Here is a 15,640-nt window from a genome sequence, read left to right as displayed (position 1 = left end):
ATTAAGAGGCTGTTGCAATATGACCGATAAGACCATCCGCCAGAAACTCAGGCCATTCTCCCTGCTCACCGCCTCCATGGCGCTGGCCTGCGCCACAACCAGCGCGCATGCCGCACAGGACACGGCGCCCGCAACCGATACGCAGGCCACCACCCCTTCGGGTGATGCCACGGTAAAGGACACCAGAAAGCAGGATGCCTATAACCATGAGGCGGAACATGGGTTTGACCTGACCCACGTCACGGCCTCGCCCATGAATGTTTTGCATGAATCCATCGGCCTGAGCCGCATGCCGCAGGATGCCATGCACACGCCACAGAACGTAAACGTGGTGCCACAGGTGCTCATGCAGCAGCAAAACGTCAAATCGCTTGATGAGGCGCTCAAAAACGTGCCCGGCATCACCGCATCGGTGGGTGAAGGCGAGGGCGGCATGGCGGGCGACCAGTTCCTGATCCGTGGTTTCGCGGCCCAGAACGACATCTATGAAAACGGCCTGCGGGATTTTGGCGTCTATGCGCGCGACAGCTTCTATTATGACCATGTCTCGGTCATCAAGGGTCCGTCATCGGAGGTGTTCGGCAACGGCACCACAGGTGGGGCCATCAACATCGTGACCAAGACCCCGCATCTGGGCAACAGCTACCAGGCCAGCTTCTCGGGTGGCAGCGGGTCGTATTATCGCGGCACGCTGGATGTAAACTACCAGATCAACAGCACCACCGCCTTCCGCCTGACCGGCATGGGCAACGAGAACAACGTGGTGGGGCGTGACTATATCTATTCGCATCGGTGGGGCATTGCGCCGTCCATCGCGTTCGGGCTGGGCAAGAAGGTCTCGTTCGTTCTGGAATACTTTCACCAGAATGATAACCGCATCCCCGATTATGGCGTGCCGGTTGTAACCCCCACCGGCGGCATCGGATACCCGGTGACCGAAAAGGGCGTAAAGCGCACCAACTGGTACGGCACGACCTACGACCAGGACAATACCAGCGATGACATGATTACCGGCCGCCTGACCGCCAAGGTCAGCCCCCTGCTCACGCTGTATAACGACATGCGCGGCGGCATCTTCCACCGCTATTTCTCGGCCTCGCAGGAATCATGTTCAAACATGTCATCCGGGGCCGCCTACAACAACAATATGATCAACGGCAGCGTGCCATCGGCCACCTGCCAGTCGGACTACCTGTCCGGCAACGCGGCCAATGCGCAGGTGGCGCGTAACGGCGGCGTGGGCGGCCCCGAGCCTTACCGGCAGAGTGACTGGTCCATTCAGGATGTGTTCTCGGGTGTGGCGCACCTCAAGACCGGGCATATCCGCCATGAGATCATTGGCGGGTTCGACATCGAGTATGTCACCGATCACCGCCAGAACTATGCCTATGGCTCCAACCGCCCCAGCACCAGCCTGCTCGATCCCTCGCCCTACGTGCCCGGCCTGACACTGGGCGACTGTAGCCAGTACCCCAACCGGCTGGTCAATATCGGCAACGGCGTGGGCCGCAAATGCTACAAGGACAGTTCCGCGCTCGACGTAGGCTTCTTCCTGTCCGATCAGGTGTGGCTGACGAAAAACCTGTCGGTCAAGGCGGGCTTCAGGTGGGATCACTGGAACAGCACCTACAGTGCGACCGGCGGCAGCACGGCCACGCCCGATGTGAGCTATGGCCAGAACGAGACCACCATCAACCCTTCCGTCAGCATCATGTACACCCCGCGCAGCAACCTGATGGTGTATTTCAACTGGTCGGAATCCACCACGCCGCTCAGCCTGTATGTCACCAACAGTTCCGAGCCGATGACCTCCAAGAGCCAGAGCGCCGCCCCCGAGCGCAGCAGGCTGTATGAGGTGGGGGCCAAATACAGCGCCTTCCATGACCGCATCGGCTTTACGGCGGCCCTGTTCCGGCTCGAGAAGAACAATTCCACCCAGACCGACCCCACCACGGGCGATGTCAGCGCGACGAGCGATCAGGAACGCAACCAGGGGCTTGAACTCAGCGCATCGGGCACGCTGCTGCCCAACTGGATGTTCTATGGCACCTACGCGCTGTATGATCCCACCATCACCAAGGCGGGTTCCACCTCATCCAAGCAGGGCGGGCAGATCCAGTATGTGCCCCATAACCAGGCCACCGCCTGGACCAGCTACGAGATCGCCCCGCGCAAACCGTGGAACATGACCTTTGGCGGCGGCATAACCTGGCGGCAGGGCGTGTGGCTCGACCAGCTCAATACCGCCCGCGCGCCCGCCACGGTGGAGTTCGACGCCATGGTCGCCCACCGCTTCAACAACAACTGGAAAGTGGCCATGAACGCCTATAACCTTGATAACCGGCTCAATTACGGCAGCCTGTTCTCCAACCGCGTCACGCCTTCCGTCGGCCGGTCGTTCCTGTTCAACATCTCGGCGCAGTACTGACCCGCCGCGCTCAACCAAGGTTCCTGCCCATGCTGCTGCACATCCCCGCCCTGCTCAACGCCGATGAACTCGCCCACTGCCGCGCCCGGCTGCAGGATGCGCAGTGGACCGATGGCCGCGAGACGGCGGGCGTGCAGTCAGCCAAAACCAAGCACAACCTGCAACTGCCGCGCGATTCCGAGGCATGCCGCGAACTTGGCCAGATCGTGCTGCACGCGCTCGGGCGCAATGCCCTGTTCAACAGCGCGGTGCTGCTCTACCGGGTCAGCCCGCCGCTGTTCAACCGCTACGAAGGCGGCATGCGCTTTGGCGCGCATGTCGATAACGCCATACGCGGCATTCTGGCGGGCGGCATCCACACGCGCATCCGCACCGATGTGTCCTCCACGCTGTTCTTCTCCGACCCGGATGAGTATGACGGAGGCGAGCTGACCATCCACGCCAACGGCAACGAGCAGGCCATAAAACTGCCTGCGGGCGACATGATCCTCTACCCCACCACGGTGCTGCACAGTGTCACGCCGGTCACGCGCGGGTGCAGGCTGGCGGCTTTTTTCTGGTCGCAGTCGATGATTGCGGAGGAGAGCCGCAGGCAGATCATGTTCGACCTCGACATGCAGGTCACATCGCTGCGCGAGCGGCTGGGGGATGCGGATTCCGCCGTGCTCTCACTGACCAATATCTACCATAACATGATGCGCCAGTGGTGCCTGCTGTAAGCGGTCATCGGGTGGGATAAAGGAAATATTTCCGATTTTTTGAATATTTTACGTGCTATTTCCGGGTAACCTCTATAGGAAGGTCCTCACGGCTGGACTTTTCAGCTACGGACAAGATTTCAGAGCAGCTACACCAAGCGGCCTTATGGCATCCCCGATAAAACGAAAAGTCTCGATCCCATGCATGTTCGCGTGGGGGTGCCGGTTATTCTAAGGAGGCCAAATTATGGCCGCAGGAACAGTTAAATGGTTCAACGCCCAGAAGGGCTTTGGATTTATCCAGCCTGATGACGGAAGCGCCGATGCTTTCGTGCACATTTCTGCCGTTGAGCAGGCTGGCCAGCAGACCCTGTCCGAAGGGCAGGCCGTGACGTATGACCTCGAGCGGGGCCGTAACGGCAAGTCTTCTGCAGTCAATCTCAAGATTGGCTGATGAACGCGGCAGGAACTTCGGTTCCTGCCGTTTTTATTTCTACGTCCTCTTACGCCTTATGCCTGCCTTCCGGCTGATCGTGACAGCCCTGCTCTGCCTGCCCACCTCCGTGGCCCGGGCGCAGATGCCCCAGCCCGGCGGCTGGAATGGAAGCGTGGCCCTGCCTGCCGCCCCTATGGCGCCAGCTTATGCCCCACCATCACTGAACCATTTCGCTCCCCTGCCCCATGCGGGCATGCCGCCTTCGCGCAGCTTCCCGACCGGGTCGGATGCGCCTTACGCGGGCGATTATTCATCACCCCTCCCCCAGACCGATCGCTATGAGCAGGACTGGGCGGCGTTTGAACAATCCGAACGCGCCATTGCCCGACAGATGGGCCGCAGATAGCAACACCACACCCTGATGCCTGCCAGCCCTTGCGGCACGGGTCATCCTGAATGGCATTTTTTACAAAAACCTGTGTCAGACGCGGCTTTTTTGAAAAAAGACAGCACCCGTCACGGCCAGAGGCTGTGCAGGACGCTGCCTGTGCGCCGTTTTCAGTCCTCTATCGCAGCGACCGGGCGCATGCTGCCCAGAGCGGGCAGTTCAAGCAGGTTGATCGGAGCCCCTTCGGCCTGCATGGCGCGGGCCATGTCGCGTATGCTGTCATGATGGGTGAACAGCAGCACCTGCGTGGTGCGCGCAAATGCAGCCAGCACGCTTAACGTGCTGTGGCTGCGGGCATCATCAAACTGCACCAGCAGGTCATCGGCAATAAAGGGCAACGGTTCGGTCGTGCGGCAATAGGTCTCCACGCTGGCCAGGCGGAACGCCAGGAAAAGCTGGTCGCGCGTACCCGCGCTCATCTCGCTCACCCCCACCGTGCTGCCATCGGGGCGCACGCCGCGCACCACGGGCTCGTTAGCAGTATCAAGTTCCGTCTGTATGCCACTAAAGGCGCCATCGGTCGCCTGCGCCATGAATTTGCCTGCCTGTCGCACCAGCGGGTCCTGAACCTGCGCGCGCACGCGGTCGATTGCAGCGGCGATCAGGTTACGCGCCAGGGTCAGTTCGGCATATTCCTCTACAATGCGGTGCAGGCTGCTAATGGCCGCCTCGCGCCGGGCGGCGGCCTGCGGGGCGTCGGTATTGTGCTCAAAGGCGGCAAGAGTGCTTACGGCATGCTGCTCCGTGCGCACGGCATCATCACGGGCTGCGGCAAGCTGCTCCTGCCGGGCCTGCAGCGCCGCGATTTCCGCCTGAAGTTCCGGCCCGTCACGCCCCTCAAGAGCCGCATGAAGCTGTGCGGGAGACTGGCCATCGGTCATGCACGACAGGGTATGCAGCGCCTGTGCATGGGCCGCAGCCACGCTGTCGCGCTGTGCCAGCCGGGCGGCAAGCTGGCGCAGCGCATCAGGATCCTGCGCATTGGCGCGGACCTGAAGCGCCTCGAGCACGCTGGTGGTGGCCTGCACGCCAGCCTCTCCCTGCGCTACCATATGGTTGGCCTTGTCCAGCTCGGGTTGCAGGGCCTCGCGCTGGTGGCGGGCCTTCTCGGCCGCAAGCCAGTGCTGTTCCAGTTCATGGGCGGCCAATGCCGCGTCAGCAGGCAGGTTCAGGGCCAGATCGGGGCGCAGCCCGTCAAGCCCGTGCGCCAATTCGGCCTCATGCGCCGCAGCCTGCGCCGCGGCTTCATCAAGTTCGCCCAGTTGGGTAATGGCTGCGGGCGCTGCCGCCCATTCATCGGCAAGGTCGCGGCCCGTCATGGGCAGGGCATCGGCGTTCAGGCCAATGGCCTGCATGGCGGGGGCCCAGCGGGCGGCCCATTGCTGCCGCTCGGCCTCAAGCGCCGCAGCCTGCTGGCCAAGCTGGGCGCGCTGGGGCAGCAGGTCATCATGTTCGCGCCGCAGTCGGTCATATTCCTCATGTGCGCTGGCATGAAGGCGCAGGGCGCGGGTCACGCCCTCCACACAGGCAGCGGGCGGCAAAGCGGGGTCCACGCCCAGCGTGCGGGCCAGATGCGCCAGCCCGTCACGCTGCACGGCCAGCCGGATGTGCTCATGTTCAAGGGCCGCGCGCTCGGTGGCGACCTGTTCGGCCTCGGCCAGCACGTCGCCGCGCTGCTGCAGGAAAGTGCCCAGCGCCACAGGCGTGGCCGCATGGGCCATGATGGCGGCAAAAGGCGTGATGAATTCCTGCCAGTGCCGGGCAATCTGCCGTGCCGTTTCAGCCCCGGTGCGCTCATGGCAGGCAATCGTGTCGGTGCACCGGGCAATGTCGTGGCGCAGCGTCTCGATGCGGGCAAGGCGGTCGGCCTGTGCGAGCAACTGGCGTGAGAGGCTGTCCGTCTGCGTAATGGCGCTCTCCAGCATCGTGGCATTGTGCTGGCGCGTGGCGGCCGGGGTGGTGGTGTCCGCGCTCAGATAGGCATCACGGATGGCGTGCCATGCACCGTCGCGCTGCGCGCGTGCGGCGTGCAGCATTTCGGGCGTAATGGTGTTGCCCGCGTGCTCGAGCCGCGCAAGTGCCGGGCGCAGGCCAGCCAGCCGTTCGCGCTCCGTGGCAAGGGCCTGGGTAATGCGCTCATGGTGGATGCGCAGCCGCTGCTGGCCCTCGGCCGCCTCGCGCACGGCCTGCGCATCCGGGCACGGCAGGGCCTGCAGGGCCGCAGCCGAGGCCACACCCAGCGCATCAAGCCGCGCGTCAAGCCTTTCGTGAAGGGTGGCAAGGCTGTCCCTGCGCAACTCGAGGCGCTTGATCTCGGCTGGCAGGGTAGCGAAAGCGGAGGCATCCGCATCCACAGGCCGGTCGTGCCCCTGTGCCCGCAGGGTGTCGAGGCGGGCCGCGTTGCGGGCAAGGGCAAGGTCGGTCTGGGCGACCTTGTGCTCCAGCGTCGTGGCTGCGTTGCGCCACTGCATCTGGGCATCGGCCATCTGGCGTATCTCTTCAAGCACCACGCGCGCGGGCATGAACTGGCGCAGATCGGCATCCGGCCCCTTGTTGAGCCACTGGCGCAGGCTGGCAAGGCTGAGGTTGATCTGCTGGCGCTTGGCATCACGTTCGGGCCGTGCCGCACGATCGCGACGAACCATCTGCCCCAGGGCAATGACATGAGCCACGCGTGCCCCCTGCGCGGCCAGCCGGGCCTGCTCTGGCGGCACGGCTGTCTGCTGTTGCAGCCGCTGGGCCTGCGCACGGGCCGTGGCATAGCTGGCCTGGGCGGCGGCGGCGGCATCAAGGGCCGCAATAATGTCACCCCCCATGCCGGTGGGCAGCGCGGCGAGATCGGCCAGGGTAGCGCGCTCGGCTTCCAGCCGGGTCAGGGCGTGAAGCTGGGGCAAGGCTTTTACCAGCTGTTCGAGGCGCGCATGCAGGCGGCGCAGGTCGGCCTGTTCACGGTCGCAGTCAGCCCGGTGCTGACGGGCCTCGTCACGCTGCTGGCAATGGCGGGTATAGGCCTCATGCGTAAGCGAGGCCTCCTTCAGACTGTCCTGCGCCGCGCGGAAGGCATCGGATGCCTTGTAGAAAGCCCGCTCCGCCGCGCGGCGGGGCGCAAACAGGGCCGTGCGCCGTTCATCGATCTCGGCCAGCCGTGTCATGAGGGCGCGCAGCCCGCCGCCAGCCTCCACGATCAGCCGCCCGATATCACCATTGGCCCTGAGCAGGGCCGCCCCCCCGCTGCGCAGCGTTTCATCATTGAGGCCGAACAGGGCGCTAAAGCGCTCACGCGTCATGCCGCCAAGGGCGGGGGCCAGCACGTCATCGCTGACCGGCTGGCCATCAAGGCTGGCCAGCGTGCGGGTGCGGCCCTTGCGGCGGCGCAGGTCAAGCGTGGCGCCGTTGGCCAGCATCAGGCCTGCCTCCAGCCGGATCTGGTCATTGCCGAACAGCGCACCGGCATCCGACTGGTTGGGAATGCCGAACAGAAAATCCGTCATGGCGGAAAGCGTGGTGCTCTTGCCCGCCTCGTTCGGACCATGAATGACATGCAGGCCTGGCCCGGCGCCAAAATCCAGTTCCAGATCCGCAATGGCGCCATAACGGATGATGCGCAGGTTACGAATGTGCATCGCGGCTTTCTTCGGGGTTTTCCACCAGGGTCAGGGCAAGATCCACCGCACGGGCGGGTATGTCGGCCAGCAGTCCCGCCCGCAGGGCATCGGTGCGGGCCTGGGCGGGCATGCGGTCGATCACGCCAGCGAGGATGGCATCAAGTTCCGCGCGCAGGGCCTCAGGTGTTGCGCTGGCGCGGATATCGGCGGCGATACGCCCCCCGGTGGAGGTATCGGGCACGGGGGCGCGGGTGGGCGCATGGGTCTGGACCCTGAGGCGTTCGAGCCAGATCTCATCAGATACGCTGGCCAGCACGGTCTCGACCTCAAGCGTCAGGTCGCGCGCGTTGCGGATCAGGCCCGCATGCAGCGCCGTGGCGCCCGCAAGTTCCAGCCGCAGGGCAACGGGGCGCTCGCCTGCCTCATGCACCAGCCCCTCGACCGCGTGGCGGATCAGGCCGGTCATTTCGCCGCGCGTGGTGGCGGTGGACAGGTCAACCCGCACGCTGGCCCAGCGCACCACGTCGAGCACCTGATGGGCCACATCCACCACCCTGCCCGCGCGCACGCTCACCAGAGAGGCCCCTTTCGGCCCGGCCTCGCGCGCGTGGCGGCCCTGCAGGTTGCCCGCATAGACCACGTAGGGGTCGCGATGCAGGATCTCGCGGGTGTGCACATGGCCAAGCGCCCAGTACTGGTAGCCATGATTGACAAGCTGCTCGACCGTGCAGGGCGCGTAAGGCTCATGCCCCTCGCGCCCCTGGCAGGCGGTGTGCAGGATGCCGATGTTGAACAGGCCGGGCACCGGCGGGGGGTAGTGCCGGGCAATATTGTCGGTCACGTCGCGGCGGCCGAAGCTGCGGCCATGCACGGCCACGCCGAGATCCTCCATCACCTGCGTTTCGGCCCTGCGGGTATCAAACAGGTGCACGTTATCGGTTACATGCAGGTGGCGGACAAAGCGGTTCTCGGCATCATGGTTGCCCAGAATCATGAACACGCGGATGCCCGCCTGTTTCAGCCGCGCCATGCCGCTGACGAAGAACAGCCCGCACTGTGCATCGCGCAGGTCGCCATCAAACACATCGCCCGCCAGCACCACGAAGCGGCATTCGCTGCTGATGGCGAGGTCGATCATGTCATTAAAGGCGCGGCGCGAGGCATCGCCAATCAGGCGGGCATACTCATCCGAGCGCGCGCCCAGACCCCGCAGCGGACTGTCGAGATGCAGGTCAGCGGCATGAAGGAAGCGGAATTCGTTCATGCCACCATCGTACTCCATTGAAAGCGGATGTAAATGTAATCAGGCATCCGGATCGGTAATGTCGGTGCAGACGTATTTCATCTCCAGATATTCATCCATGCCGTAGCGCGAGCCCTCGCGCCCCATGCCCGACTGCTTGATGCCGCCAAAGGGGGCGACCTCGTTGGAGATCAGGCCGGTATTATGGCCCACCATGCCGTATTCCAGCGCTTCCGCCACGCGGCAGGCGCGGGCGTGGTCACGGGTGAAGAAATAGGCGGCAAGGCCATATTCCGTATCATTGGCCAAAGCGAGGGCTTCCGCCTCGGTGTGAAAGCGCATGAGCGGGGCCACGGGGCCGAAGGTCTCCTCGCGCATGATCCGCATCTCGGGCGTGATGTCACGCAGCACGGTGGGGCGGTAGAACAGGGCGCCCGCCCTGTCGCGTGTGCCGCCGCACAGAACGCCAGCGCCCTTTGTCACGGCATCACGCACATGGGCTTCCACCTTGTCGCGCGCCGGGGCGCTGATTAGCGGGCCGATGGCGGAATCAGGCTCGTTGCCCGGCCCCACATGCAGCCTGCTCACCACCCTGGCGAAACGGGTGGCGAAGTCATCATAGAGGCTGTCATGCACCAAAAAGCGGTTGGCGCACACGCAGGTCTGGCCGGCGTTGCGGAATTTGGCGGCGACGGCGCTCCTGATGGCCTGCTCGATATGCGCATCCTCGAACACGATGAAGGGCGCATTGCCCCCGAGTTCAAGCGACAGGCGCTTGAGCGTGGGGGCTGACTGCGCCATGAGGATGCGCCCGACCTGCGTCGAGCCGGTAAAGGACAGCTTGCGGATGGCGGGGCTTGCGCACAGCGCCTTGCCCAGCCGCACGCCATCACCGGGCAGCACCTGCACCACCCCTGCGGGCACGCCAGCCTGATGCGCGAGTTCGGCCAGCGCCAGGGCGGTGAGCGGGGTCAGTTCCGATGGCTTGATAATCATGGCGCAACCCGCCGCCAGGGCGGGGGCGGCCTTGCGGGCGATCATGGCGGCAGGGAAATTCCACGGCGTAATCGCAGCGCACACCCCCACGGGCTGGCGGATCACGCTCAGCCGGGTGGCGGGATTGGTGGGGGGGATCACATCGCCATAGCCGCGCATGGCCTCGGCTGCAAACCACAGCAGGAAGCTCGCGGCATAGCGGATCTCGCCCGCCGCTTCCGCGCGCGGCTTGCCCTGCTCGGTCACGATCAGGGTGGCGAGATCATCAAGATTGTCCATGACCAGATCGTGCCAGCGCGCCAGAATGACCTGCCGCTGGGCGCCGGTGCGGTTGCGCCATTCCGCCTGGGCCGTCACGGCCGCCGCAATGGCGCGCGCCGCGTCTTCCGCCCCGCATTCCGCCACTTCCGCCACCAGCGCGCCGGTGGCCGGGTTATGAACCGGCCGGCATGCGCCTTTCGCTGCCGGGATCCATTCGCCATGGATGAACGCATCCTTGCGAAAAAGCGATTTATTGGCGAGATGCACGGTCATGTCAGGCTCCGATCAGGCGTCGTGGCGGGTTGGATAATGCTTATGCCTTCATCAGGGATCGCATCCGATGCCGTCAATGCCGCATGGAGCCGGGATCTGCCGCAGGCCGTAGCCACACCCCCGTTTCGCCTGCACGGGCGCGGATCGTGGCGGCCGTGCCACCATGACAGGCGTGCCATGCACTTCGAGAATATCCTTTCTCCCTGCCGCCCGCAGGCGTGGGGCATGCGCTGAAAAGCGCCCACCCCCCAGAGCTGACCGGTGGTGCGCCATGCCGTTGTCATATAAGTATGAGACCGTCTTGATCAGGATGGGTGTAGCGTGTTTCTGCGGCAGTTGACTTATCTCATAGCGCTTGATCGCTACCGGCATTTCTCCCGCGCGGCGGAAAGCTGCGGCGTGTCGCAGCCCGCGCTCTCCTCGGCCATACGCCAGCTTGAGACCGAACTGGGCATTACCATCATCCGCCGTACCCGCCGTTTCAATGGCCTGACCGATGAGGGGCAGCGCGTGCTCGACTGGGCACGCCAGACGCTGGCGGCCCTTGATGGCCTGCGGCAGGAAGCCGCCTTCGCGCAGGAAGTGGCGGGCGGATCGCTATCCATCGGCCTGATGCCGCCTGCCCTCCAGGCCTCGCCCCTGCTGCTGGAAAGTTTTCGCACCGCCATTCCCGGCCTGCACCTGCAGGTGCGCCTTGGTTCATCTGCCGACACCATCCACCGGCTGCGCCAGCAGCAGCTTGATCTGGGACTGGTCTATCTTGACCAGATCCCCCCCGATGGCCCTTTTGAGGCCCTGCCGCTCTATACCGAACAGCATGTGCTGGTGGCGGCCGAGCCATTCGTGCTGCCTGCGGGCCGACGCGAGTGGCACACGCTGGCCGACCTGCCGCTATGCCTGCTCAGCACCGAAATGCGCACCCGCCAGATCGTGGATGCGGCCTTTCGCGATGCGGGCGTGACGCCGGGCATCGTGCTGGAAACCAATTCGCTCGAGGTGCTGTATGCCGAGCTTCTGGCCGGGCGCCTGGCCAGCATCCTGCCCGTTGCGGCCCTGCCGACCCATACGGGGCATGGCCGCCTGCAGGTACGCCCGCTGGGGCCATGCGCCGCCCCCGAAGTCGGGCTGGCGCGCTTGACGCAGGCCCTGCCCACAGCATTGAGCGTGCGGGTATGGGAGATTGCTGCGAGCATGGACATGCGCGACATCTTCGCCCTCAGGTAACGACGAGGGCGGAAAGCCGCGATAAAAACCCGGCCTTACGCCCGGGCGCAGGCCTCAGCTAACGGCCCCATCCCTGGCCGAGCTGCTGCATCTGTTGCTGTTGTTGTTGCTGCATGCGCTGCTGGCCAAGCTGGTCTTCCTGCTGGCGGAACTGCTGGTCCATCTGCTGCCCCTGCTGCTCGCGCTGCATGCGGATCTGCTCGCGCTGGCGCTCGATCTGTTCGCGGCCGCCGGGCTGGTTGCCCATCTGCCGGGCCTGCTGGTCAAGCTGCATGTTCTGCTGGCGGAACTGCTGGTCCATCTGCTGGCGCTGCTGGTCGCGCTGCATGCGCATCTGCTCATGCTGCTGGTCAAGCTGCATCTGCTGCTGGCGGAACTGCTGATCCATCTGCTGGCGCTGCTGGTCGCGCTGCATGCGCATCTGCGCGTCCTGCTGCTCACGCTGCATCTGCTGCTGCATATAGGGCTGGGCATGGGCCATGCCTGCGGTCGTCAGGCCGCCTGCAAGCACAAGGGCTGCAAGCCGGCAGGCGTATCGGGCGGGAAGATGGACCATGTCTGTTTCCTTCTGTTACAAACCCCTTCCTACAGGATCAGGGCTGGTAATCCAGCCCGATATCCATGACGCGCACGGTATGGGTCAGCCAGCCCAGCGAGATCAGATCCACCCCGGCCTCTGCCACGGCGGTGACCGTATCGGGCGTAATCCCGCCCGAGGCCTCGGTTATGGCGCGGCCACCCACTATTTTCACGGCTTCGCGCAGCGTGTCGGGCGGCATGTTGTCGAGCAGGAAAACATCCACGCCGCCAGTTTCCAGCCCTTCGCGCAGTTGCGCCAGCGTGTCCACCTCAAGCTCGATGCGTACCAGATGGCCCGCCGCCGCCCGCGCGCGCTCGACCGCGGGCCTGACGCCACCGGCAAAGGCGAGGTGGTTGTCCTTGATCAGGATCGCATCATCAAGGCCAAAACGGTGGTTGCCGCCGCCGCCTGCCCGCACGGCGTATTTCTGGATGGCGCGCAGGCCGGGCATGGTCTTGCGCGTGCAGGTGATGCGGGCACGGTATGGCCGCACAAGGTCAGCCACCGCAGCCGTGGCCGTAGCGATGCCGCTCAGATGCGAGAGGAAATTCAGCCCCACCCTCTCGCCCGACAGGATGCCGCGTGCCGGTCCTTCAACCGTGGCCAGCACGTCGCCCGGCCCGACCCTGCCGCCATCACGCACCCTTGGGGTGAACGTGATGCGCCGGTCCATCAGGGCAAAGGACAGGCGCGCCATGTCCAGCCCCGCGATCACACCTTCCTGCCGCGCGACAAAGGCGGCGCGGACGATGGTGTCGCCCTCCCCGATCACGGCATCGGTGGTGAGGTCGCCCGCGCGGCCCAGATCCTCGAGCAGGCCCGCGCGCACGAGGGGTTCGAGCATGATGTCGGGCAGGGGATGGAGCATGGGAGCGTTTCTTTCCTTCATTGGGGCGTGGCCACAGGCGCGTCCATCTGCACGCTCAGGCGGGCAAGGTCTGCCAATGTCAGGCGCGAGACCTGGGCCGTGGGTGCCGTGTGCGGATAATCGCTGCGAAAATGCCCGCCCCGGCTTTCAGCGCGCATCAGGGCCGCGTGCATGATGGCGGCACAGACCAGCCGGGCATCGCTTTCAGGCTGGGCCAGCACCTGCCGCAGCCCGGCCTCAAGCTCCGACCCGCTGCGGATAACACCGGCATAACGGCTCATGAGCCGCCGCAGGCCAACCGGTGGCGCGGTCCATGCCAGCCCCGTTGCGGCTACACTGGCCACGGGCCTTACCGGGTGGTCATGGCCATCGAGCGCCTGGCCGATCCATGTGCCGAATGACACCGCCTCAAGCAGGGAATTGCTGGCCAGACGGTTTGCGCCGTGCAGCCCGGTGCAGGCGACCTCGCCCGCGGCCCACAGGCCCGGCACGCCCGTGCGCCCCGCATGGTCAACCACCACGCCGCCCATATGGTAATGGGCGGCAGGCCGCACCGGAATGGGCTGCGTGACCGGGTCGATACCATGCGCCGCGCATAGCGCGGAAATGGCGGGAAAATGCTGCGTAAAGTCGGCCCCGATGGCCTTGCGGGCATCAAGATAGACCGTGTGCCCTGCCATCATGTGCCGCCATACCGCGCGCGATACGGTATCACGCGTGGCCAGTTCCTCGGTAAAGCGGGCGCCGGTTTCGTCAATCAGGGTGGCGCCCTCGCCCCGCACGGCCTCGCTGACAAGGCTCAGGCGCTGGCCATCCGCCCCGGCGGAAAGGGCGGTAGGATGAAACTGCACGAACTCCATGTTGCCCAGCACGGCACCCGCGCGCGCCGCAATGGCCAGCCCGCTGCCCGTGGCCCCCGCCGGGTTGGTGGTATCGGCAAACAGGCCGCCCACGCCACCCGTAGCCAGCACGACGGCAGTGGCGGGCAGGGTTGCCTCCTCCCCTGCAATCACCACCCGCAGCCCTGCCACCACGCCATCATGCAGCACAAGGTCACGCGCGCGGGCGTGCTCGATGACCGTAATGCGCGGAGTGCGCCGCACCCGGGCGATCAGGGCGCGCATGATGGCGGCCCCCGTCGCGTCCTCGCCCGCATGCACGATGCGGCGGCGCGCATGGGCGGCCTCCAGCCCGCGTTGCAGGCTGCCATCGGGGTTGCGGTCCCATTCCACGCCCAGGGCTGCAAGTCGCCGGACTGCGGCAGGGCCATCATCGGTCACCCGCGCCACGATGGCGGGGTCGCACAGGCCAGCGCCCGCCGCCAGCGTGTCGGCCGCATGCAGGGCGGGCGTGTCATCAGTCCCCACGGCTGCCGCCATGCCGCCCTGCGCCAACATGCTCGCAGCATGGGGCGGGCGTATTTCATCCACTCGGCCCGCGCACAGCAGCACGCAGGGCCGCGTGGTGGAAAGCGCGGTCATGACCCCCGCCAGCCCTGCCCCCACGATGAGCGGCTGCCCCTCAAGCGATGACAGTGGCGGGAGGGTGGTCATATCGCCAGCATGCGCTCGACGGCACGGCGGCCACGGCTGGCCATTGCCGGGTCGAGCGTGACCTCATGCGTCATGTTTTCCAGCGACTGGCGGATATTGGCCAGCGTGATGCGCTTCATGTGCGGGCACATGTTGCACGGGCGGATGAACTCGGTCTGCGGGTAGCGCACGGCCAGGTTGTCGCTCATGGAGCATTCGGTCACGAGCAGGATGCGGCCGCCCTTATGGTCGCGCACGTAATCATCCATCATGGCGGTGGAGCCGCTGAAATCCGATACCGCCACGACCTCGGGCGGGCATTCGGGGTGGGCAAGCACCACGAGGCCGGGATGGTCGGCGCGCATGCGCTCGATCTCGCCGGGGGTAAAGCGCTCATGCACCTCGCAGTGGCCTGCCCAGGTAATCATCCTGATGCCGGTCTCGGCCTCGATGTTGCGGGCAAGGTATTCATCGGGGATCATGATGACACGGTCCGTGCCCAGGCTTTCCACCACGCGCTTCGCATTGCCCGAGGTGCAGCAGATATCGCTCTCGGCCTTTACCTCGGCGGAGGTGTTCACATAGGTCACCACCGGCACGCCGGGGTAGCGCTGGCGCAGCAGGCGCACATCGGCTCCCGTGATGGAATCGGCCAGCGAGCAGCCGGCCTTGAGGTCGGGGATCAGGACGGTGCTGTGCGGGTTGAGCATCTTGGCGGTCTCGGCCATGAAATGCACGCCCGCCATCACGATCACGTCGGCATCGGTATTCTGGGCCTCACGCGCCAGGGCGAGGCTGTCGCCACGGATATCGGACACGCAATGGAAGATTTCCGGCGTCTGGTAGTTATGCGCCAGGATGACGGCGTTGCGCTCGCGCTTGAGGACTTCGATCGCGCGGATGTCCTCGACAAAGGTCTCCCATTCCATTTCGGGGACCAGATGACGCACCCGGTCATACAGCCCGTCGGTTCCGTCACGTGGCGCAATCTGGTTCATGCCTGTTCTCCCTTCCCATTCCCGCATGCCATTTATGCTCATATTGAGTA

The 15,640-nt window shown here is 65.2% G+C and carries 13 protein-coding genes; 6 read left to right on the top strand and 7 right to left on the bottom strand.

What is annotated here, in order from left to right; translation table 11 throughout:
* Positions 1-19 precede the first annotated feature (19 nt).
* The 4 genes from CDI09_RS03820 (at position 20) to CDI09_RS03805 (ending at position 3,968) form a co-directional block, all read left to right on the top strand.
* Positions 20-2,428 carry a TonB-dependent receptor gene (locus CDI09_RS03820; RefSeq protein WP_078523578.1) on the top strand — a complete coding sequence of 803 codons (2,409 nt, stop codon included), beginning with the start codon at positions 20-22 and terminating at the stop codon, positions 2,426-2,428.
* A gap of 29 nt (positions 2,429-2,457) precedes the next feature.
* Positions 2,458-3,147, top strand: coding sequence for a Fe2+-dependent dioxygenase (locus CDI09_RS03815; protein WP_078523577.1), 690 nt, complete (start codon positions 2,458-2,460; stop codon positions 3,145-3,147).
* A gap of 226 nt (positions 3,148-3,373) precedes the next feature.
* A complete protein-coding gene (locus CDI09_RS03810) occupies positions 3,374-3,580 on the top strand; it encodes a cold-shock protein (RefSeq protein WP_061271879.1) in 207 nt (68 codons plus the stop codon).
* A gap of 79 nt (positions 3,581-3,659) precedes the next feature.
* Positions 3,660-3,968 (top strand): hypothetical protein, encoded by a 309-nt coding sequence (locus tag CDI09_RS03805; protein ID WP_236944541.1) that lies wholly within the window; start codon positions 3,660-3,662, stop codon positions 3,966-3,968.
* Between the two features lie 152 nt (positions 3,969-4,120).
* On the opposite strand, the gene CDI09_RS03800 is transcribed toward CDI09_RS03805, so the two are convergent.
* From CDI09_RS03800 to CDI09_RS03790, 3 genes are read right to left on the bottom strand one after another with little or no spacing between them, the layout of a single operon-like run.
* Positions 4,121-7,633 carry a YhaN family protein gene (locus CDI09_RS03800; RefSeq protein WP_078523575.1) on the bottom strand — a complete coding sequence of 1,171 codons (3,513 nt, stop codon included), beginning with the start codon at positions 7,631-7,633 and terminating at the stop codon, positions 4,121-4,123.
* A complete protein-coding gene (locus tag CDI09_RS03795; protein WP_236944540.1) occupies positions 7,620-8,879 on the bottom strand; it encodes a metallophosphoesterase family protein in 1,260 nt (419 codons plus the stop codon). The genes CDI09_RS03800 and CDI09_RS03795 overlap by 14 nt, the downstream gene beginning before the upstream one ends.
* A gap of 39 nt (positions 8,880-8,918) precedes the next feature.
* Positions 8,919-10,388, bottom strand: a complete 1,470-nt coding sequence (locus tag CDI09_RS03790) for an NAD-dependent succinate-semialdehyde dehydrogenase (RefSeq protein ID WP_078523573.1) — start codon at positions 10,386-10,388, stop codon at positions 8,919-8,921.
* A 42-nt stretch (positions 10,389-10,430) separates the two neighbouring features.
* Here CDI09_RS03790 and CDI09_RS03785 point away from each other — a divergent pair, with 42 nt between their 5' ends.
* Complete coding sequence (locus tag CDI09_RS03785) at positions 10,431-10,622, top strand: hypothetical protein (RefSeq protein ID WP_146220799.1); 192 nt, start codon at positions 10,431-10,433, stop codon at positions 10,620-10,622.
* Positions 10,623-10,709: 87 nt separating this feature from the next.
* Entirely contained in the window at positions 10,710-11,612 is a 903-nt protein-coding gene (locus CDI09_RS03780; protein ID WP_167370140.1) for a LysR family transcriptional regulator, read from the top strand.
* A 58-nt stretch (positions 11,613-11,670) separates the two neighbouring features.
* Here CDI09_RS03780 and CDI09_RS03775 read toward each other — a convergent pair whose 3' ends face one another.
* The 4 genes from CDI09_RS03775 to nadA are packed head-to-tail and all read right to left on the bottom strand — an operon-like array spanning position 11,671 to position 15,590.
* A complete protein-coding gene (locus CDI09_RS03775) occupies positions 11,671-12,168 on the bottom strand; it encodes a hypothetical protein (RefSeq protein WP_078523571.1) in 498 nt (165 codons plus the stop codon).
* 37 nt (positions 12,169-12,205) lie between these two features.
* Positions 12,206-13,060, bottom strand: a complete 855-nt coding sequence (gene nadC / locus CDI09_RS03770; protein WP_078523570.1) for a carboxylating nicotinate-nucleotide diphosphorylase — start codon at positions 13,058-13,060, stop codon at positions 12,206-12,208.
* A 17-nt stretch (positions 13,061-13,077) separates the two neighbouring features.
* Positions 13,078-14,613: an L-aspartate oxidase gene (locus CDI09_RS03765; RefSeq protein ID WP_078523569.1), complete on the bottom strand. Its 1,536-nt coding sequence runs from the start codon at positions 14,611-14,613 to the stop codon at positions 13,078-13,080.
* Positions 14,610-15,590 (bottom strand): quinolinate synthase NadA, encoded by a 981-nt coding sequence (gene nadA, locus CDI09_RS03760; RefSeq protein ID WP_078523568.1) that lies wholly within the window; start codon positions 15,588-15,590, stop codon positions 14,610-14,612. The genes CDI09_RS03765 and nadA overlap by 4 nt, the downstream gene beginning before the upstream one ends.
* Between the last annotated feature and the right edge of the window lie 50 nt (positions 15,591-15,640).

Origin of the sequence: Komagataeibacter nataicola, from assembly GCF_003207795.1 — a bacterium.
Lineage (GTDB): Bacteria > Pseudomonadota > Alphaproteobacteria > Acetobacterales > Acetobacteraceae > Komagataeibacter > Komagataeibacter nataicola.
The sequence above is the reverse complement of the archived record's forward strand: the minus strand, read 5'-3'. Positions and strand labels throughout refer to the sequence as shown.

Bases quoted from the DNA above. Each gene is read 5' to 3' on its own strand.
- CDI09_RS03765 (WP_078523569.1), bottom strand. From the start codon at position 14,613: ATGACCACCCTCCCGCCACTGTCATCGCTTGAGGGGCAGCCGCTCATC.
- nadA (WP_078523568.1), bottom strand. From the start codon at position 15,590: ATGAACCAGATTGCGCCACGTGACGGAACCGACGGGCTGTATGACCGG.
- CDI09_RS03790 (WP_078523573.1), bottom strand. From the start codon at position 10,388: ATGACCGTGCATCTCGCCAATAAATCGCTTTTTCGCAAGGATGCGTTC.
- CDI09_RS03800 (WP_078523575.1), bottom strand. From the start codon at position 7,633: ATGCACATTCGTAACCTGCGCATCATCCGTTATGGCGCCATTGCGGAT.
- CDI09_RS03775 (WP_078523571.1), bottom strand. From the start codon at position 12,168: ATGGTCCATCTTCCCGCCCGATACGCCTGCCGGCTTGCAGCCCTTGTG.
- CDI09_RS03820 (WP_078523578.1), top strand. From the start codon at position 20: ATGACCGATAAGACCATCCGCCAGAAACTCAGGCCATTCTCCCTGCTC.
- CDI09_RS03795 (WP_236944540.1), bottom strand. From the start codon at position 8,879: ATGAACGAATTCCGCTTCCTTCATGCCGCTGACCTGCATCTCGACAGT.
- CDI09_RS03815 (WP_078523577.1), top strand. From the start codon at position 2,458: ATGCTGCTGCACATCCCCGCCCTGCTCAACGCCGATGAACTCGCCCAC.
- CDI09_RS03810 (WP_061271879.1), top strand. From the start codon at position 3,374: ATGGCCGCAGGAACAGTTAAATGGTTCAACGCCCAGAAGGGCTTTGGA.
- CDI09_RS03785 (WP_146220799.1), top strand. From the start codon at position 10,431: ATGCCTTCATCAGGGATCGCATCCGATGCCGTCAATGCCGCATGGAGC.
- nadC (WP_078523570.1), bottom strand. From the start codon at position 13,060: ATGCTCCATCCCCTGCCCGACATCATGCTCGAACCCCTCGTGCGCGCG.